The 18756-nt window shown below is 41.4% G+C and carries 20 protein-coding genes and 4 pseudogenes; 5 read left to right on the forward strand and 19 right to left on the reverse strand.

What is annotated here, in order from left to right:
* Positions 1–117 precede the first annotated feature (117 nt).
* The 5 genes from ACSLFW_RS09045 (at position 118) to ACSLFW_RS09065 (ending at position 2153) form a co-directional block, all read left to right on the forward strand.
* On the forward strand, positions 118–627 hold the full coding sequence (locus ACSLFW_RS09045) for an RNA polymerase sigma factor (RefSeq protein ID WP_436557413.1): 510 nt from the start codon (positions 118–120) through the stop codon (positions 625–627).
* Positions 614–859, forward strand: coding sequence for a hypothetical protein (locus ACSLFW_RS09050; RefSeq protein WP_436555481.1), 246 nt, complete (start codon positions 614–616; stop codon positions 857–859). The genes ACSLFW_RS09045 and ACSLFW_RS09050 overlap by 14 nt, the downstream gene beginning before the upstream one ends.
* Positions 860–864: 5 nt before the next feature.
* Complete coding sequence (locus ACSLFW_RS09055) at positions 865–1065, forward strand: hypothetical protein (protein ID WP_436555482.1); 201 nt, start codon at positions 865–867, stop codon at positions 1063–1065.
* Positions 1066–1218: 153 nt separating this feature from the next.
* The gene (locus ACSLFW_RS09060) at positions 1219–1926 is read left to right on the forward strand and encodes a DUF4252 domain-containing protein (RefSeq protein ID WP_436555483.1); all 708 of its coding nucleotides are present in this window, start codon (positions 1219–1221) and stop codon (positions 1924–1926) included.
* Positions 1926–2153 (forward strand): DUF4252 domain-containing protein, encoded by a 228-nt coding sequence (locus ACSLFW_RS09065; protein WP_436555484.1) that lies wholly within the window; start codon positions 1926–1928, stop codon positions 2151–2153. The genes ACSLFW_RS09060 and ACSLFW_RS09065 overlap by 1 nt, the downstream gene beginning before the upstream one ends.
* Positions 2154–2276: 123 nt before the next feature.
* On the opposite strand, the gene ACSLFW_RS09070 is transcribed toward ACSLFW_RS09065, so the two are convergent.
* From ACSLFW_RS09070 to ACSLFW_RS09160, 19 genes and pseudogenes are all read right to left on the reverse strand, one after another.
* Positions 2277–2828 (reverse strand): hypothetical protein, encoded by a 552-nt coding sequence (locus tag ACSLFW_RS09070; protein ID WP_436555485.1) that lies wholly within the window; start codon positions 2826–2828, stop codon positions 2277–2279.
* Entirely contained in the window at positions 2813–4153 is a 1341-nt protein-coding gene (locus ACSLFW_RS09075) for a TonB-dependent receptor plug domain-containing protein (RefSeq protein WP_436555486.1), read from the reverse strand. The genes ACSLFW_RS09070 and ACSLFW_RS09075 overlap by 16 nt, the downstream gene beginning before the upstream one ends.
* Before the next feature lie 172 nt (positions 4154–4325).
* The gene (locus ACSLFW_RS09080) at positions 4326–4637 is read right to left on the reverse strand and encodes a DUF6660 family protein (RefSeq protein WP_436555487.1); all 312 of its coding nucleotides are present in this window, start codon (positions 4635–4637) and stop codon (positions 4326–4328) included.
* Positions 4638–4744: 107 nt separating this feature from the next.
* Positions 4745–5233 (reverse strand): beta-carotene hydroxylase, encoded by a 489-nt coding sequence (locus ACSLFW_RS09085; protein ID WP_436555488.1) that lies wholly within the window; start codon positions 5231–5233, stop codon positions 4745–4747.
* A pseudogene (locus tag ACSLFW_RS09090) lies at positions 5230–6073 on the reverse strand (phytoene/squalene synthase family protein). Before ACSLFW_RS09090 ends, ACSLFW_RS09085 begins: the two are co-directional and overlap by 4 nt.
* Positions 6070–7546 (reverse strand): annotated as a pseudogene (locus ACSLFW_RS09095) (phytoene desaturase family protein). Before ACSLFW_RS09095 ends, ACSLFW_RS09090 begins: the two co-directional pseudogenes overlap by 4 nt.
* Before the next feature lie 10 nt (positions 7547–7556).
* Positions 7557–8453, reverse strand: coding sequence for a MerR family transcriptional regulator (locus ACSLFW_RS09100; protein ID WP_436555489.1), 897 nt, complete (start codon positions 8451–8453; stop codon positions 7557–7559).
* Between the two features lie 68 nt (positions 8454–8521).
* A pseudogene (locus ACSLFW_RS09105) lies at positions 8522–9419 on the reverse strand (DUF72 domain-containing protein).
* Positions 9420–9493: 74 nt separating this feature from the next.
* Complete coding sequence (locus tag ACSLFW_RS09110; protein WP_436555490.1) at positions 9494–9853, reverse strand: hypothetical protein; 360 nt, start codon at positions 9851–9853, stop codon at positions 9494–9496.
* 72 nt (positions 9854–9925) lie between these two features.
* Entirely contained in the window at positions 9926–11557 is a 1632-nt protein-coding gene (locus ACSLFW_RS09115) for a hypothetical protein (RefSeq protein WP_436555491.1), read from the reverse strand.
* Positions 11558–11843: 286 nt separating this feature from the next.
* Positions 11844–12881 (reverse strand): T9SS type B sorting domain-containing protein, encoded by a 1038-nt coding sequence (locus ACSLFW_RS09120; RefSeq protein ID WP_436555492.1) that lies wholly within the window; start codon positions 12879–12881, stop codon positions 11844–11846.
* A gap of 188 nt (positions 12882–13069) precedes the next feature.
* Complete coding sequence (locus ACSLFW_RS09125) at positions 13070–13690, reverse strand: hypothetical protein (RefSeq protein WP_436555493.1); 621 nt, start codon at positions 13688–13690, stop codon at positions 13070–13072.
* On the reverse strand, positions 13687–14523 hold the full coding sequence (locus ACSLFW_RS09130; protein WP_436555494.1) for a hypothetical protein: 837 nt from the start codon (positions 14521–14523) through the stop codon (positions 13687–13689). The genes ACSLFW_RS09125 and ACSLFW_RS09130 overlap by 4 nt, the downstream gene beginning before the upstream one ends.
* A gap of 265 nt (positions 14524–14788) precedes the next feature.
* Positions 14789–15595, reverse strand: coding sequence for an alpha/beta hydrolase (locus ACSLFW_RS09135; protein WP_436557414.1), 807 nt, complete (start codon positions 15593–15595; stop codon positions 14789–14791).
* 64 nt (positions 15596–15659) lie between these two features.
* On the reverse strand, positions 15660–15839 hold the full coding sequence (locus ACSLFW_RS09140) for a GNAT family N-acetyltransferase (protein ID WP_436555495.1): 180 nt from the start codon (positions 15837–15839) through the stop codon (positions 15660–15662).
* Between the two features lie 23 nt (positions 15840–15862).
* Positions 15863–16267, reverse strand: coding sequence for a GNAT family N-acetyltransferase (locus ACSLFW_RS09145; RefSeq protein WP_436555496.1), 405 nt, complete (start codon positions 16265–16267; stop codon positions 15863–15865).
* Positions 16268–16292: 25 nt separating this feature from the next.
* Positions 16293–16742 carry a DUF1572 family protein gene (locus tag ACSLFW_RS09150; RefSeq protein WP_436555497.1) on the reverse strand — a complete coding sequence of 150 codons (450 nt, stop codon included), beginning with the start codon at positions 16740–16742 and terminating at the stop codon, positions 16293–16295.
* A gap of 9 nt (positions 16743–16751) precedes the next feature.
* Positions 16752–17267, reverse strand: a complete 516-nt coding sequence (locus ACSLFW_RS09155) for a GNAT family N-acetyltransferase (protein ID WP_436555498.1) — start codon at positions 17265–17267, stop codon at positions 16752–16754.
* Between the two features lie 6 nt (positions 17268–17273).
* Positions 17274–18738 (reverse strand): annotated as a pseudogene (locus ACSLFW_RS09160) (amino acid permease).
* Positions 18739–18756: the final 18 nt, after the last annotated feature.

The raw sequence follows: 18756 nt of genomic DNA on the forward strand, positions 1-18756 counted from the left end.
CAATTTTTAGGCCCATTATCTAATTTTCTCATTATCCGATTATCTAATTAATTTTCTTTGTAACAAAAAATAATGTGGTTCGTCTTGCCTATATACGACCAGTTCAACCAACCCATCATGAACCAAAACGAATTCGTCAACTTAATCAATCCGTTCAGGGATAAACTCTTCAGGCTTGCCAAACGATTGTTGGTGAGTACAGAAGAAGCTGAAGATGCGACGCAGGAAGTTCTGGTGAAATTGTGGAATAAGAACGAAAGCCTCGGCAATTACAACAGCGTTGAGGCACTGGCGATGACAATGACCAAAAATTATTGCCTCGACCAATTGAAGTCGAAAAGAGCCGGAAACCTCAAAATCGTCCATAATAATTTTACGGACGGTGAAGCGGGATTACAGCAGAAAATGGAAGATGTCGATAGCCTAAGTTGGGCAGAAAAAATAATAGAGCAATTGCCCGAACAGCAAAAACTCATCGTCCAGATGCGCGACATCGAACAATGTGAATTCGAGGAAATCGCCAAAATCCTCGATATGAACGAAACCGCGATTCGCGTCGCGCTTTCAAGGGCACGGAAAACGATAAGGGAATTTATGATCAAAACGCACAGTTATGGAATCAGATAAAATAGAAATACTATTAGAAAGATACTTTGAAGGAGAAACCTCGATTGCCGAAGAGAAGGAGTTAAAAGCTTATTTCGCTTCACCGGATGTTGCGCAGCATCTGGAGCAATACAAACCGATGTTTGGTTTCTTCGCCGCCGCAAAAGAGCAAAAGCCGCAGCAAAAATTGACAATCCCGACGGATCGGACCAAAAACGCAACCGTGCGTGGCTGTCAATTGCCGCCTCAATAGTTGTTTTGCTGGGCATCGGGACATTTACTTACTTTAATTACAGCAATACGCCATCAGAGGATTTGGGCACTTATGATACCCCCGAAGAAGCGTTCGCAGCCACACAAAAAGCGCTGTCGCTGGTTTCAAGTAATGTAAATGCAGGCGTAAAAGGTGTGCAGTACCTCAATGAATACGAGGCTGCAAGGAGTAAAGTGTTCAATTAAATCAATCAAAAAAAGAATAGGAATAATGAGAAAATTAGTTTTTACAATCGCGTTGGCTTTAATGCCTGTATTATTTTTCGGACAATCTGCTTTCGATAAATTCGACGGCCAGAAGAAATCACAACGGTAGTCGTTACCAAAAAAATGTTCAGCATGATTGGCGGCCTTGACAGCAAAGACAAGGAATCGCAGCAATACATGAATCTTGTTAAGAAACTCGATAATTTAAGAGTATTCACGACCGACAATTCAAAGTATGCTGCCGATATGAAAGCAACTGCCGACAAATACATCAAATCTGCCGGTTTAGAAGAACTGATGCGCGTTAACGACAAAGGACAAAGCGTCAAAATCATGATCAAATCGGGTTCAAAAGACAGTCAGGTTAGAGAATTGCTGATGTTTATCGAAGGCGCAGGCAAGAATAACCAAACGGTTTTACTATCTTTAACAGGGAATTTCGACCTTAATGAATTGTCGACCCTGACTGATAAAATGAACCTTCCCGGCGGCGACAGCCTGAAAAAGCCAGTAAGGGCGCAAAATAAAACCAAAATGAAAAAGATTTATATCCTTGCACTGATTTCCGGCCTGTTTTTAACGGGTTGTAATTCAGGTCCGTCACTGCAGAAATATTTTGTAGAAAACACCGAAAACAAAAACTTCATCGTCGTTGATGTCGCACCCGGAATCCTGCAGCTGGACAAGTCGAAACTAACGGTTGAACAGGCGGAAGCACTGGCTTCTTTCGAGAAAATAAACGTACTCGCTTTCAAGCTTGATTCCACGAATGTGGCGCAATATGACGTTGAAAAAACAAAAGTGAAGGAAATCCTCAAGGACAAAAATACCAGGAGCTGATGAAATTCGGTTCCGGGAAAATGGGTGCTTCTGTAAGTTTTGTCGGCGATGAAAAGCACATTGATGAGTTCGTGCTTTTCGCTTATGGCAGGGACAACGGCTTCGGCGTAGTCAGGATTTTAGGGAAAGATATGAATCCGAATGGCATCATGACACTGATGACAGTTCTCAAAAGCTCCAATATCGATTTGGATCAATTAAAACCACTACAACAGTTACTGAAATAAATCGTGATTTTACTTTTTTAAAGGTTAAGTAAATGAAAAGCGTCCCAAATCGGGACGCTTTTTTATTTTAGAGTTCAGATTTTATATTGTAATGTCAAGAACGTAAAATCTGCAATCTAAAATCTATAATCTCAACCTGATTCCACCATTAAAAACAAACCCTTCCGTATGGTTCCAGATATCATCAAAAGTTGGATTGCTTTTGGGCGGATTCACGACACTCTTGTAATTGCTCTGCCGCTCATCTGTAAAGTTTTCAAAATTGACAAAAAACGTGATTTTGTTGAATGTCTTCTCCGCTGAAAATCCGAATTCCCAGAAAGTAGGCGTCTGCGTGCCATTGTACAAATATTGCCTGTCGGTAAAATAACCTTCGAGTCCGAATTTGAAATTGCGTTCCTTCTCATACAACAACGTCATGTTCAGTTTGTTCTTCGGCAATAACGGCAAAAACTGATTTGATGTAAGGTACTTCGCTTTGGCATCCGTAAAAGTATAACCTACGAACAGCTTGAAATCTTCACGGTAAATAAATTTCAGGTTCGTTTCAAAACCATGGCTCACAACCGGATCTTTTTCATTTACAAAAAATACATTTCCAAGTCCGTCATTCTGCAAAACCAATGGATTGTTGATTGAAGTGTAAAAGAACATCTGGTTCACACTGAATGACAATTCGTCAAGAATTCTTGATCTGTAATTGAAATCTGCTGTTCCGCCGATACTTTTTCTGCAGTGACATTGTCTAATGCCAGCACATTTCGGTATTGGATTGTTTCGGTTTGTTCTGTAAATGCAGTCGGGATTTTGTAACCCAATCCACCGCCAATTCTTGTTGAAAAAGCACTTGTGATTTTATACAAAGCCGAAATTCTAGGCAATACAAAATTCTGGTTTCTGTTGAAATTTACGTTTTCATAATTGACATTGTCTACACGGATTCCGGTCTCTATCTTAAATAAATCGCTGATGTCCCAAGTGTCCTGAACGTAAATTCCTGTTGTAAACGAGCGATTGTCAAGGTCATAAACCGATGCTACATTTTCCTGTTTGAATTTATCGAAAACAACATTCAAGCCGCTAATGATGGTATGTTTTTTTCGGTTGAAAAGATAAGACGCATCAGTAAAACTATTCGTATTCGCGCCTGAAAAGTCATAATTCGGAATGTTGATTTCACGGTCGAAAATACTCAGGCTTTGTTTCAATTTGAAATCAGAATCGCTTTCGAATTTTTTATTGAGCTCGAAAGTTGTCGTATTCCGGATGGTTTTGTTCTTTTCGAAATAAACGTTGTCAATTCCGGGATTACCATCGATGACGCGCATGTCGCCGCCGGTATTTTTGCCTTTTGTAAAGCTGTTGCCCAATTGCAATGTCAGCGATTCATTCGGATAAAAAAACAACCGTGGATTGACCGTAAAATTATCCGAATCCGGAAGTTCGGAAAATCCGTCATCGTCAACATCATAAGCATTCTGGAAATTGATCAGTCCCAGAAATGTGTAACCGAATTTGCCTTTTTTGTGTGAGGAATACAACCCGAAATTCGTCTGTCCCACATTAGATTGGTTCAGCATGAAATTGTATTCCGCTTCTTCTTTCGGCATTTTTGAAATAAAATTGACCACGCCCGCAATCGCGCCGCCGCCATATAAAGTTGAAGCGGCAGTTTCGATGACTTCCACTTGCGCCAAATCTAATGGCGGAATTTCAAGAATGCTGAGTCCGCTTGCGAAATTCCCGAAATTGGGATAACCATCCTTTAAAAGCTGTGTGTAGCGGCCGTCGAGTCCTTGCACGCGAATGCTGGCATTTCCAGAAGTCGCTGAGGTTTGCTGCACTGTCAATCCGGTACTTTCGTGCAACACCATCGAAACATTCGCCGCTTTCATATTGGCTTTTTCCTCGAGTTCTTCCTCGTCGATCGTTTCGACTCTTGTGGGTGTATTTTTAATCGTGCGGCTCGTTCTGTTAGACTGGATGATGACTTCCTCCATTTCCTCGGCCTCTTTTTAATCGTGTCCTGCTCAACAGGTTGTTGTGCGAAAAGCAGCGTTATATTGCATACAATCGCAAAAAAAGTCAGTACTTTTTTCATCGTAATAAATTAAGTTCAATAGAAAATTGACATCCGTAGCAGGATGTGATTTTGTAACCAAAGCATTTGGTCTAACTTAATTTCGGCGGCTGCCAGATCGAAAACGACATTTCTTCTGCGAAAGCAGAAACATAAAAAGAAGGTTGCCTGTCAATAATTACAGGTTCATTTTTCCGAAGGAGGAAAACGTGCGGTGAAAATTGTGCAATTTGTACGCCGCAACAGGCACAGCTGCAAAATGGCGAGCATTGTTCATCTTCGTCAGAATGGCTGTGGCTGGCTGCGATTTTGGTTTTACCAACGCTGCATTCGGCGCTGTCGTGGCATGGAAGCACAGTCAGTGAGATGAGGTAAATTGAAAAGATGGTGAGCAGCCATTTCATGTTGCAAAGCTAATCAAATGAAATTCCAAATTGCAAATTCCAAAAAACAAATAAATTCAATTTTAAAAATTTCAAAATTCACGTGTTTTAAAATTGAAATTTGGAATTCATTTGGAATTTGTTTTTTGAGATTTGGAATTTAACAAAAACTCCTGCCTGAAGTATTTAAAAGGCACAATCAGCATCCCAAAACACTCACCGTGATCTTTACCAAGATGTTTATGATGCATTTTGTGGCCACGCCTGACAGCACTGGCGTATGCATTATTTGCATTGCGGAAGAGCTTAAAGCGTTGGTGAATGAAAATATCATGAACGATAAAATACGTCAGTCCATATGCGAAAATCGATAAGCCAATGGTCAATCCGATTTCAAGGATGTCAAAACGCCAAAGCAGGAAAAATCCAATGCTGACTGCGGCATAGAATAGGAAAAAAGCATCATTTCTTTCAAACCACGAATCATGGTCTTTACGATGATGGTCGGCGTGCAAATACCACAAAAAGCCGTGCATGATGTATTTATGGGTGAACCACGCCATGAATTCCATGAAAAAAAAGATACCGAGAAATACCAAGATGTGAATCCAGATCATGATAAAAAGTTTAAGCGGTAATTAACATAACACTTTGCAAACAGGCTGATTTTCTGGTAATCAGAAACGCGTATCCTTGTCGTTTTAATTTCAGAAGAAGGCGTTTTCTTTAACTTCGACAGCAGTTTTTTGTAATATACATAAGCGGTGTAAACGCCGAATTTCGCCTCGAGCGGTAAATTCCGGATGCCTTCGAGACCCACTTTGAAATCGGTTTCAATCTCATCGATTATTTTAATTTTTGAAGTCTCGTCGAGTGCATTCAGGTCGGTTCCGGGAAAATAAGTGCGGTTTAAATCTTCGTGGTCGGCTTTTAAATCGCGCAGGAAATTGACCTTTTGGAAAGCTGAACCCAATCGCATCGCGGATTCTTTTAAGACATTATATTTATTTTCATCACCTTTCACAAAAACTGTCAGGCACATCAGTCCGACCACATCGGCAGAACCGTAAACGTATTTTTCGAATTCTTCTTTTGTCTGATACGATTTTTTGGTAAGGTCGGAATCGCATGCTTTCCATGAATGAATCAATCAAATCCTTTGGAATACTGTATTTATGGACGGTGTACTGAAATGCATTCAGCACCGGATTCAGGCTGATTTTGTTATCAATCGCACGCTTCAAATCGTCTTCGAATAAATTGAAAAGTGCTTCCTTATCATAATCGTGGAAGCTGTCGACAATCTCATCGGCGCAGCGAACAAATCCATAAATATTATAAATGTCCTGTCGGATTCCGGGCGCGAGCATCTTCACAGCCGACGAAAATGAAGTGCTGTAAGTTTTCGTGACGTTCCTGCTGCAATCGAACGATATGTTGTCAAAAATAGATTTCATATTGCCGGAGATGTTTTTGGTTCGTGTTTTTTGATCAGTTCCGAAACGAGTTTTCCTGAAATCAGCGCGGGCGGAACTGCAAGCGGAACGGTAAGCTGTCCTGTGAAATAGAGGTTTTTGACTTTACTGCTTTTCAATTTTGGTCTTAAAAAAGCGGTTTGTAAGAGCGTATTCGCCATTCCGTATGCATTTCCTTTATACGAATTGTAAACACTCACAAAATCATTTTTGCAGAAAGATTCCTTAAATACAATGCTGTCTCTCACGGTTTGGTTGGTCAGTTGCTCAAAACGCGTGATGATTTTTTCGAAATACAATTCACGCAATGCTAAAGTATCTACGATATCCGGCGCTAACGGGATTAGGAAAAAACCGGTTTCTTTGCCTTTTGGTGCTGCCGATTCATCTGTTTTTGATGGAAAATTGGCATAAAACAACGGCGATTCCGGCCAGTTTGGATCATCATAAATTGTCGCGGCATGTGCATCAAAATCAACATCGAAGAATAAGGCGTGGTGCGTAATATTCTCGATTTTCTTATCAAAAGCGACATAAAAGAGCAGGGCAGAAGGAGCAAAGACGCGGCTTTCCCAGTATTTTTCTGAATAAGCGCGAAATTCAGGTTCCAATAAATTTTCTGTGTGATGGTAATCTGCGCCACTTAAAATGACATCTGCTGCGATATATTTTCCATTTGCAGTTAAAGCGACGGCATTTTTATTTTCAACGATGATTTTATCGATTGTGGTGTTGGTTTCGAATTTTACGCCAAGTTCAATTGCCAGATTTTCCAGTGCTTTCACGACATCATGCATTCCGGTTTTCGGATGCCAGGTGCCAAGCCCGAAATCGGCATAATTCATGAAATTATAAAACGAAGGCGTATGGGAAGGCTTAGCACCGAGGAACAGAACAGGGAATTCTAATAGCTGCACCAATTTTTTATTTTTGAATTTCCTGCGGATATCTTTGCTGATATTTCCGAAAAATTGGTTTAGTTTAGAAATCGTTTCGGGTATAATCAATTCCAGCGGAGAAACGCCCGGGCGGTAAACCAAATCTTTTATGGCGATATCATAATTGCTTTTCGCCTGTGCCATAAATTGTTGTAATTCATAGCCGCTTCCTTCTTCGATATTTTCAAAAGTGCTGATTATTTCAGGAAGATTGTCAGCAATTTCGACAAAATCTTCGGCTCCGAAATAAACACGATAGGCGGGTGAAAGTTTTATTAACTCGTAATAATCGGAAGGTTTTTTGCCGAAATCTGAAAAAAATCGTTCAAAAACATCGGGCATCCAATACCAACTCGACCATGTCAAACGTGAATCCGTCGCGTACAAATTGCCTGGCACGGCACCCAATGCTGTCATTTTTTTCGTAAACAGTGACATTGTTTCCATCTTTTGCAAGGTAACAGGCTGCAGATAGTGCCGAAAATCCCGAACCGATAATTTTAATATCCTGTTTCATGATGCGCTGATTAAAGTTTGTCGGCTAAATCAGCGATGCTGCTAAATACGGTAGTTTTTGGCGATAATTTTCTGCTGTCAATAAACATGGTTTTTTTGCCGAAGAGCCACAATTCAGTATCATCGGTAAGAATTTCGGTGTTTATTTCGTCAAGATAATCGTTAAGTTCATTGGTTGGAGGCGTTATCGTCATATAACTCACGAACGTAATGTTGTCAAAGTAATTCTTGATTTGCTTCAGGTTGTCAATCGGCAGGCTTTCACCGAGATAAACCGATCTGTAGCCGTTGAGCATGATTTCGTAGTTGAGGTACAACAACCCGAGTTCATGAATTTCATCCATCGGGAGATACAACACGAAAGTCCTGTCGGTTTTTACCGGCTTGATGATTTGCAGTTTCTCAATATTGGTAAGCAGTTTTTGTTTGATGAGATTGCTCAGGAAATGTTCGTGTGCAGGAGTAATCGTTTCTGTAAGCCATAAAATCCCGAGGTCTTCAAGCAACGGCATAAAAACATTCCGGAAAATTTCCCGGAATGATTTGTCGGCTAGCAAAGTATTGTAAGTGGAGAAAAATAGCTGCTGGTCAAAATTCATCATTGCCATTTTAAAGGCATTGACGGCGTGGGTGTGGGCGCTTTTTTCAGAAACAATCCCTTTCACCAAATCCGGAAATTTCTCCGGTTCAAATTTCGAAATCTTTGAAATTTTGTAACCGTGATTGTGCAGCAGCGTGATATTGAGTAGCCTTTGAAGTGCAGCGGTGTCATAAACGCGAATATTCGTGTCTGTCCGCATCGGCTCCAGAACATTATAACGTTTCTCCCAAATCCGGATGGTATGCGCTTTTATGCCCGAAAGGTTTTCGAGGTCTTTTATACTGAAAACATTCTTTATCCTGCTCATGAAATCATTTTGTTTAACAAATATAAAAAAATAATAAACAAAAAATGTTATAGTGATGCTAAATAAGATTACAACCCGTCGAACATACTTTTTTGGGTTTCCTGTTTCGCCGGAACCGTAAGCCCGATTTCAAAGCGCTGATTGAGATTGCGGATAAAATGATCTGCCAGTAATGGCGATTCAATTTCTACATTCTGGTGTACGAAGAAATATAATTTCTGAAGTCCCTCTTTACGCCATTTTTCGATGCGTTCCGCCCATTCGTCAAGTCGTGTAACATCAGATGGATGATTCGCGCCAACATACCTTATAAATGCTACCGGACTCGTCAATCGCATGTGCAGCATGTCGCGTCTTCCGGCGGTATCAACGATGATGTTGGCCATGTTATGCTCCTCGAGAAGCGAACAATAGGCATCCAGAATTTTAGCGTCGCTGAACCATTCGGCATTGCGCACTTCAACTCCTAATGGAAAATTGGCGGGAAAATCTTTCAAGGCTGTAGTAAGCCTCTCAAAATCTTTCGGTTTGAAATCGTCTTTAAGCTGCAGAAAAGCCATGCCGAGTTTGTCTTCGAAATTACTGACGGCGTTGCAGAAATCGGCAATCGGCTCTCTGACATTCAACAATCTTTTAAAATGACTGACTGTGTTGGTTACTTTAGGAAAGAATTTGAAATTGGCAGGTGTTTTTGCGCCAGGTTTCGACCTGTTCCCATTTGGGCATGCCGTAAAATGTGGCATTCAACTCAATAGAATTGAACTGCGTGGAATAATAAGCCAACTCGTCTTTCGTGCCTCGCGGATAAAATCCTTTAAGCTCGGCGCGGTTCCATTTGGCGCAACCCACATATACTTCGAAAGGTGCGTCTGTTTTGTGTTTTTCGAGCAATTGCCTGGTTTGCGGTGCATCTGGCGGCAGGGTAAAATCAATAATGCCCGGATCGGGTACTTTTCCAAAATCCATAAAAAATCTTTTCTTAAAGGTAAGATAAGTTTTGGAAATGCAAAAGCGATCAGGGCATTATCATTAATTACGATTTACTTCGCCGGAGCCGCAACGCCTACAAATATCACAGCACCATCGCCTCCCGGATCAGAATGAATGTCAGTATAAGCCGAAGGTTTCCAGTTATTCGCCGCCCAGACATTGCCGGCGCGATCAGGTGTGCATGCGGTCAGTCGCATCAGCGGTTCATAACAAGGTGTTTCGATTGCGACCTGTTTTTCTGTTGCCGGATCGGTAGCATTATCGGTTACGGTAATGTAACGCGTACCATACAATGGAAATCCGTTGGCGAGCATCACTTCATCGCCGCCCGTTGGAAGTGTCATAAAAAGCGAATTGTCAGTATATCCCTGTTCAATAATCGTAATCCCGAAAGGCCAGTTCCATATCAAGGCTTTCCGAAGTTTTTCTATATTTTTCCTGTCCGAAAGCAGCAGAATAAATCGTTCCGTTATTGTCAACCGTTACGCCCAGGGCGAATTGACTTTGTCAGTATAACTCGGCGTAATTTCAGTAAGGTCGTCGCTTTTCAAACGGATAATGCGGTTTTCGACGATACTTCCGACTAAAACTTCTCCGCTCGGATGCACCCAAATCTGCCGTAAAGATTCGTTGGTCGAACTTTGCCAGTGCGCCAGTTTTACGATTTCGCCGTTTTGATAAGCGAATTTATAAACCGAAGAAACCGGAGAAGGATTTTTATCGGCGTCATTATGGCCCATATTGGCGACATAAATATTATCTTCTGAATCTATTGCAACGTCAAAAGTGCCGTGGTACGGACTCGGTGCGTCAAGAAAATTGTGGTAAGCTTTCGCACCTTCAGGTGTTCCGCCGGGATAAACGACCACGGCACTGTCGGCATCGGCAAAATTGAAAACCGGAGACGGAGTGCCGGGTGCCATCGGATTCTGCATTCCGACAGAAGCCATCCAAAGGTTGCCTTTGCTGTCATAGCACATGCCCTGAACACGCGATAATAAAGGCGTAAAGCCATTTGATGGGCATTTTACTTCGCCATCAGAACTAAAGACAGCCACACTCCCGAATTGCGGATTGTATTCTTTCGGACCCCAGCCATAACTTCCAATAGCAATGCGGTCTCCGGCTGGATTGACTGCAGCGCCAAAACCGGTGCCCAAAAGGCCGCCACCGGTCAGCGGCGAGAATTCCACCGGTTTTCCGTCAGGATACAATACCATGCAATGCGTTCCTGAATTCGGCGTTCCTGCGCGGAAATTATTGGTAATCCAGGCCTTGTTGTCTTTGTCAAAAACGATGTAGGCAAGGCCGCTCATCAGGAAATTGTCTGCTCCGGAGCGGTTTACTTTTATGGTCAATGTCCATTGATTCGGAATCGGAGATCTCTGTTTTCCCGGAATATGGCTTAATTTCATCGTCTTAAGTGATGGCGAAAATACTTCAGGATCATCGCTGATGAGGTCGTAAATATCGGCAACATTATCGAAAGGATGCTGTATCAAATGAAGCAATCCACCCATCATTTTATAAGAATCATGCGTCGTTTTATCAAGGAATCGTGCATAAATATCATCATTGATTGAACAATAATAAACCAGCGCCGAAAGATAATTGAACATCGGATAACTGTTGGTTTCAAGCGCGTTCGGCGAATTGGAAATGACTTCTGAAAGCGTTCCGTCGTCTTTGATGAAATTGTTTTTCATGCCATAAGCCACCGAAGTTCCCGGCGTTTCGGCGATATAGATATTCTGCGGAAGCGTCATCATTTTGTTAAACGCGAACGCAGAAGCCACAGTCGATCTGGCGCCGATTGATACTTTTTCTTGTTGCCCGTTGAATACCGAAAGCAACGAAAATCCCCTTGCCTCACCATCAATTTTTACGGGCGTATTACTGCCTTTCTGATAAGCATCAATTCTGGCAACGGCATAGTAATACGCCTCTGAATCGACGTCAAACTCAAGTTCAGTACTAGTTTGCGTTAGAAATGACGATTTCACAACGGTTGGCGTATCGCCGGTAATCTGGTACACGGCCATATATCCCGATGTGATAGTAATTTCCGAACCTAAATCTGTTTCAAACAGGATTTTTTTTGAAGAAGTGCTCATGGTTTTCAGTGGTTTAAGATTTGAATACTCCAAAATTAACTGTTGCAACCCGATTTTTTCAGCGTAGAAATACCTGATTTAAGGCTACCGCCAAGATTAAGTAAAGCCGATGATAAAGCGTACATAAAGCGTATTGAATGCGTATATGTTAAAACCTTGAAGTTAAAACCGTATCAACGAGATAAAGCAATTGAGCAATCATTAATTGCTACATACAGAAATGGAGTTCGTTTTCTTCACTGCAGATTTATCTTTTCAAAGCAAAATGGCCCGGTAAATAATCTCCTTATTGGTCACGCGGATGATCCTGAACCAATAATCGTCGGCCGGAGTTCGTGGCCTGGTAAGTGCCGTCCCAGCCTGCGCTGGTTTTATCCAGGATAGTGATTATTTTACCGTATCTGTCGTAGATTTCTATGTCGAATGAAACCTGCAATTGGGAATATTTGACTTTCCAGGTGTCGTTTGTGCCGTCGCCGTTGGGCGTGAAGAATTTTGGGTAATCCAGTACGTAGACTTCTTTGGGCGTTCCCAGACAATCTCCGTTTTTGATGTACAGCTTGTATTCGCCTGCGCTTACATTTTCGAAATAATTGCTGTTCCGGAATGTTATCCCGTCTAAAGAATAAGAATAATTGGCATCGAAAGGTAAAATCGTGATTGAATTATTTTCTGCTAAATCAACGATTTGAACTTCATCTATAACGGGCGGACTGAAAAGTTCAATTTTTAACGTGGCAATCCGAAAACACGAAGATTGCCCTGAAAATATCCTGATATAAACCGTTTGCTGACCGACCGGATAGTTATGCAGGCCAGCTATCGGATTTGCATCTGCATTCGCATCTTCGTAAGAATTATAATAGCTGAATGTATAATCTGACTGTGAAGCATCACTCGCCAGGAAATATCCATTGTAATCCGATAAATCAATCCTTCTGTTGCTGCGATCGTCACAGAAACCAACAGAATATTCTGTTATTCCGGAACCCTGACCATCAGAAAAAATCACCGGAACTTTGGCACTGTCACAAAGCGCTGTACTTTGCGTTACATAATACGTAATTCCAGGCACAATAAAGGTGTCAGCCGGAATAATTTCGCCTGTATCGGCAGTATAAAATTTCAGGTTTTGGCCAATTACATCCACATCTGACAATCTCATGTTCTGGAAATAACAAGGTTGTGAATTTGTGACTACAGGTGGGGCAGGTGAAGGCAATATTTGTATTTGTAATGGAAATCTACCGAGATTTGAACAGTTTTCCACAGGATTATCGTAATAATAAGTTGCTCCGTCAACCAATGCGAAATCGGGATTCAATTTTGTTGTCGAGACTGAAGAAGCATACCAGCTGACGTTTGACCCAGCTTGTTCTATATCGCCAATTGCAGGATTCGGATATTCGCCTGCACAGAAATCATAATGATCGTCATACAGGGGAAGTGCATCACAATTTTCAAGTTTTAATATAAAGCCTTTCTCTTCATAATGAGACTGTTCAACACCATTTACGGTATGGAAATAAGTAGATGGCGTTTCGATATGCGCTTCATAAAAGTTGGGGTCGAAGTCGGTTGGGGTTGTAAAATAACCTCCAGGATGATGTCATCATGCGAATCGGTACAAATTGGGAGAGAAAACACGCTTTCCTCTGTTGTAGTTACATCATAAAGCCGCTTAAAATCAGATAAATTTCCATCGGGTTTTATCTTAAATAATGTGACTGCTGATGTTCCTGTTGCGATTGTAGTATTTTGATTAGCATAATGCAGTTCGGTATTTCTTTCAGATGTTACCGGAACAATCACTTCGCCTAAGCTATTGATGGCGAATTCATTGGATTTCTGTCTTTCCAGCCCGAATATCGGAAAATCCCAGATGAGGTTGCGGTTGCTGTCTATCTTAAATAAAGCCAATTCAAAATCGTTCATGACCGGCAAATTACCGGTTGTTGCATTGCCGAACTGGACAGGAGCGCCAATTTGGTACGAAGTAAGAAAATAAAGATTATCCGAAGCATCTGCCTTCAGATCAGAAATGAAATTATCAGACAATTCGACAATCCATTCTTCGGTACCGTCAGCGGAGAATTTGCATATGAAATTTGAAATGTCGGGCGCGTTTGTCAAATCCTGCTGCAGCACGGAATTACCAAATGCAAAAGTTTTGCGATAAGAACCCGAGCAGTATAAATTGTTCTGGCTATCACAGGTAACCTTGGAAAAGCTATTCTGAGAATCGGGGTTTGGGTTGTCGAAATGCTTTTCCCAAAGTGTATTGAGATTATGGTCGAATTTGATGGCGTGGCCCTGTTCAAATCCTGGAAAGCTAAAGGTGCGGTGGGATAATATCGGCCACAAACGGCCACAAAATTGTTATCATGATCTTTCACCATTCCGCACAAAGAAATATCCGGGAAAATAACGCTGTTAATGTAATTTCCCTGGGCATCTAATTGAATGACAAAACCATAAACATGGTCGGCCGGTAAATTTTCATGAGTGGGCGAATAGGCATTTGGGATGTCCGGATTTGTCGGATTCGGATTCAGGTACAATGATACAATATTCACTGATTCATTATGGTCGACCGTTGCACTTCCGCTGATATATATATCACCGTTATCACCCAACACAATTGCGGTAAAACCCAGATTAGTTGCAATATCAAAATATTTTATCCATAAAACGTTTTTATTTTCATCGAGTTTTGAGATAAAATAACTATTGACATTAAGGAGCCTGCTGTAGTGAATCATTCCCTGCTGCCCGTCTCCAAAATCATGCTGGCCATGATGGTCTCCTATTGCATAAATTTCATTATTGCTGTTTGTTGTCAAAAGACGGATATGGCATTCTAATGGGTCATGTATTTCATTATCTACTGATACAGGGGAATATAGCCACTTGAAGCCCTGGCCGGAAGTTTTTACAGCAAAGCAGCCAACCAGAAGCAACAGCATAATTGCTTTTAATCTAAAACCGGAGCTTCTTGTTGGTAATAAACCCATAATATCATTGTGTAATATACAATAATAACTAAAAAAAACCGATTAATGCCTTAACAATTTATATATGAAGTAAATACAATTAAAATAGTCAATATTTTTATGATATTCTTTTTGGACTGAGACCTGATTTGATTATCATCAGGCTTGCCAACAGATTGACCACGAAAACTGCTGTCAGGAATATTTTTATTTCAATATTTTATCTTAATAAAAACCGCTATTTTGAATACGCTGTTTTCGGGTATAGTTTTTTAAAAGCGTCATAAACTGCCTGGTGCATTACGGTGGAGTGGAGCTCATCGGGCAGGTAATCAAAAAATGATATGATTTCCGGGTTTTGTTTCAATAACCTGTAAAAAGCTTTTGCTTCACGATACATATTCCTGTCTTCGGTTTTTTTGGGTGCGGATATGCAAACTTTTACCGGATTTTTCAAATTGGCAGTTAATAATTTACCAGCATCTTTTAATAGCTTTTCATCGCCCCACCAAAGGCTTGGACTGATGATTATATAAGTGTCGAATAATTCCGGGCGGCGCAATAAAATTTCCGCACCTAACAAGCCTGCCAAAGATTCGCCTATGATGGTACGGTTTCCGCCAGCTTTATATTTCTCTTTGATATAAGGCAGCAATTCTTTTTCCAGAAAGGAAATATAATTTGCTGAACCCCCATAACTTGGCATGTCCTCTTTCCTGAAACCAACCTTATCTAAAAAATCAAGGTTTGGAACCTCAAATGTAAAATCCCTTTTCCGGTTGGTGTTTTCAATGCCAACGACAATTGATTTTGGAAAACGGTTGACCCACGGCTGTGTGTTAAACCTGACGATGCCGGTAATGTGCATGAAATCTTCTTCAATACCGCCGTCAGGAATGTAGACTACCGGATATTTCACGGTATCGCTCACATTGTAATCTTCGGGCAGATAAACGTTGATTGTCCTGGTTTCTCCTAAAATTGCGGAACGAAATTGTTCTGTTATACCAATGGTTATGGGCTTGCCTGATGTTTGCGCAGGCATTTGGGCATTCCAGAAAGTTATGAGGAATAGCTGTAATATGGGTGTTAAAAATTGTCTCATTTATTTAGAATTTATGCTGATTTTCATTCAATTTCCTCAATCGGGTTTTTATACTTTCCCATTCATTTTTAATGATGCTGTAGCAAAATGTATTGCGCCTGAATCCGTCATGCATCAGCATATGTTCCCGAAGCACGCCTTCAAACTTCCCGCCCATTTTTTCAATGGCTTTTTGTGATTGCATATTTCGCGCATCAGTCCTGAACTCTACCCTGTGGCCTGTAGCGTTTCGAATGCGTATTGGAGCAAAAGGTATTTACATTGGCCGTTTAATCCTGTGCCCTGAAATTTTTTGCCGATCCATGTTGCCCCAATCTCTATCCTGTCATCGGCGTCGGAAATATTCAGGAATGCCGTACTTCCTGCATAACAATTATCAGTCTTGGAAAATATGCAGAAAGAATACCGGATGCCATTATGCCTTGATTCAATGGCTGTTGCCACGAATTCTGCCAGCAAGTTTTTGGTATAAACCTGCTTTGGAGAAAATTGAAGCAGTGTTTTATCTGATGTTGCAACAGGCAGCAGGTTGTCAATATCATCAACCGACATCGGCCTTAAGCTTACAAACTCATTTTCGAGGATAATGTCATTTTCAAACGGAAAATCCATAGGGTCAATTTTATATTTTGAACAATTAAGCCTTATCGAGCAATCGCCTGTGATAATTAACCTGCCCTAAATGATAGGCCAGGTGTGTGGCCAGGTGTATCAGCAAATAACCTGTCGATGTTTTTTCATCAAAGACCAGCACAGGATATTCGTTTTTTAGTACCAGGTCATCGATTTTTTGCAGCGAAAGGTTTACAACCTCAATCGTAGATTTTACCTTTTCAAGTAATGTTGCACGCGGGATATCTTTCGATGAGAATTCCAATTCCCGGTCTCGGATATAATTGGTATGGCCGATTTCCTTTCCGATATAGGTGTTTAGATTGCCGATCAAATGCAGGCATAAATTGCCGGCGGAATTGGCAATTTCCTTCTGTGTTTTCCAGGATGCCTGCTCATTTTCGTATAACGCTATTTCATCGTATAACCGGTTAAGGTCACGGGTAAACAAAGATCGCAAAATTTCTGTCGTCATATGTTCTTGTTATAATGTAAATTCAAGCAATGCCACGTTGAGGTTCCTGTGCTGGACAGGCAGCTCTTCGGTATTTGGCGTTACATAATTTTCAATGAATGAAAAGCCATAACTTTTATAATAAGCGATGATTTTTTCATTATTTGCCCACGTGTCCATCCGTATGTGTTTAAGCTTCCGGCTTTTTGCAAACAAGATCGCCCATTCCAAAACTTTGCCGAACAACTTTTCTCCGGTGAAGCTTCTGTTCAATACGATACGGTGCAGATAAATGGCATCGCCCGCTTCTCTTTCACGCCAAATCAGTTCATCGCTGTAACAGATACTGAAGATACAGCAAATTTCTTTACCGCATGTTACCTTAAATAAAAGCCCGTGCCTGATATCTGATTTGATAAACGCCTTGTCATAACTTTTCCAGCCGATATAATTATTAACCTTCAGGAATTGTATCGCTTGTTCAAAAAGATTGTAAATCGTTGGCAGATCATCATCGACTGCGGGTATGATTTTATATTGCTTCATTACTCATCATTTAACGCCATTAAGATTACTTTTTTTAATGCCATAAAGAAAATAGACGATTATACCCGCAAGACTCCACAATAAGAAGCGCAACCAGGTTGATGCATCCAGGCTGAACATCAGAAATATATTGAAGGAAAACCCCAACACCGCTATAACAGGTAAGTTTTTTACCTTATAAGGCCTGTCGATATCGGGCTGTCTTTTCCTGAGGATAAGCACTGCGATACAAATCATTGCAAAAGCAAACAATGTACCGATGCTCGTCATTTTTGTAGCCTTTTCAATTGGTGTGAAAGCCGCAAGTAACGAAGCAATAAAACCAAGCAGAATCGTGCTTATCCATGGCGTCCTGAAACGCGGATGTATGGTCGCAAAAACTTTCTTCGGTAACAGGCCGTCTTTTGCCATATTCAGGAAAATCCTTGTTTGCGAAAGAAGCATGACCAGCATAACCGATATAAGTCCAACCACTGCAGCAATCGTGATCAGGAGCGATGCCCAATGCAGGCCAACAGCACTGAATGCCGATGCGACCGGCGCGCCCAGATCTATTGCGGTATATTTTTCCATTCCCGTGAGGGTAAACGAAACAAGTATGTACAAGGTTGTACATATTACAAGCGAGGTTATTATGGCAAACGGGATATCTTTTGTGGGATTGATTGCCTCCTGTGCCTGGGTAGAAACCGCGTCAAATCCAATAAAAGCGAAGAATACAAGGCCTGCAGCGGTTACCACGCCTGAAATACCGAAATGGCTGGCTCCCGAACTGTCTGTTATGCGCTCCGGGATAAACGGCAGCCAATTTTCAGGATTGATATAGACGATTCCTGCTACGACGACAAACAAGACTGCCGCCACTTTAATAGCAACGATGATATTGTTGGTCTTGGCAGATTCTTTTATACCGCGGACAAGGACATAGGTGACTACCCAAACGATTATGGCTGCAGGAAGATTGATTGAAAAAAACGGCGGACTTTCCCCGGCCGCCAAAGCTTCCCCGCGTGCGGTTACCGGATCGTTGATCAGCCAGGCCGGTAAATTGTGAATGCCTGAAAGCTGCAACAACTTTACAAAATATTTAGACCAGCTGACGGCAACCGTTGTAGCGCCCATTAAATATTCCAGTATGAGGTTCCATCCGATTATCCAGGCGAAGAATTCACCTACTGTTCCATATGAATAAGCATAGGCAGAACCCGAAACCGGTAAGATACTTGCAAACTCAGCATAGCATAACGCTGCAAGCAGGCAACCAATTCCCGCCAATACAAACGACAACGCCAGCGCCTGGGCCTGCATATTGATTGGCTGCAACTCCGGTTAAAACAAAAATGCCACCGCCAATTACCGCCCCGACACCAATGGCAGTGAGCTCCCATTTGCCAAGCGTTCTTTTTAGTTGGCTCGTCTTGATGTCTTCACTGTAAGCGGAAATGGGCTTTTTTCTAAATAACTTTGCTATATTCATACTATTATTGAA

It is taken from the genome of Flavobacterium sp. 3HN19-14 (genome assembly GCF_051373205.1).
Classification (GTDB): Bacteria; Bacteroidota; Bacteroidia; order Flavobacteriales; family Flavobacteriaceae; genus Flavobacterium.

Bases quoted from the DNA above. Each gene is read 5' to 3' on its own strand.
- ACSLFW_RS09100 (WP_436555489.1), bottom strand. From the start codon at position 8,453: ATGAGCAGGATAAAGAATGTTTTCAGTATAAAAGACCTCGAAAACCTT.
- ACSLFW_RS09130 (WP_436555494.1), bottom strand. From the start codon at position 14,523: ATGCTGTTGCTTCTGGTTGGCTGCTTTGCTGTAAAAACTTCCGGCCAG.
- ACSLFW_RS09080 (WP_436555487.1), bottom strand. From the start codon at position 4,637: ATGAAATGGCTGCTCACCATCTTTTCAATTTACCTCATCTCACTGACT.
- ACSLFW_RS09150 (WP_436555497.1), bottom strand. From the start codon at position 16,742: ATGACGACAGAAATTTTGCGATCTTTGTTTACCCGTGACCTTAACCGG.
- ACSLFW_RS09085 (WP_436555488.1), bottom strand. From the start codon at position 5,233: ATGATCTGGATTCACATCTTGGTATTTCTCGGTATCTTTTTTTTCATG.
- ACSLFW_RS09060 (WP_436555483.1), top strand. From the start codon at position 1,219: ATGATTGGCGGCCTTGACAGCAAAGACAAGGAATCGCAGCAATACATG.
- ACSLFW_RS09140 (WP_436555495.1), bottom strand. From the start codon at position 15,839: ATGCAATCACAAAAAGCCATTGAAAAAATGGGCGGGAAGTTTGAAGGC.
- ACSLFW_RS09075 (WP_436555486.1), bottom strand. From the start codon at position 4,153: ATGGAGGAAGTCATCATCCAGTCTAACAGAACGAGCCGCACGATTAAA.
- ACSLFW_RS09065 (WP_436555484.1), top strand. From the start codon at position 1,926: ATGAAATTCGGTTCCGGGAAAATGGGTGCTTCTGTAAGTTTTGTCGGC.
- ACSLFW_RS09155 (WP_436555498.1), bottom strand. From the start codon at position 17,267: ATGAAGCAATATAAAATCATACCCGCAGTCGATGATGATCTGCCAACG.
- ACSLFW_RS09050 (WP_436555481.1), top strand. From the start codon at position 614: ATGGAATCAGATAAAATAGAAATACTATTAGAAAGATACTTTGAAGGA.
- ACSLFW_RS09045 (WP_436557413.1), top strand. From the start codon at position 118: ATGAACCAAAACGAATTCGTCAACTTAATCAATCCGTTCAGGGATAAA.
- ACSLFW_RS09115 (WP_436555491.1), bottom strand. From the start codon at position 11,557: ATGAGCACTTCTTCAAAAAAAATCCTGTTTGAAACAGATTTAGGTTCG.
- ACSLFW_RS09135 (WP_436557414.1), bottom strand. From the start codon at position 15,595: ATGCCTGCGCAAACATCAGGCAAGCCCATAACCATTGGTATAACAGAA.
- ACSLFW_RS09145 (WP_436555496.1), bottom strand. From the start codon at position 16,267: ATGGATTTTCCGTTTGAAAATGACATTATCCTCGAAAATGAGTTTGTA.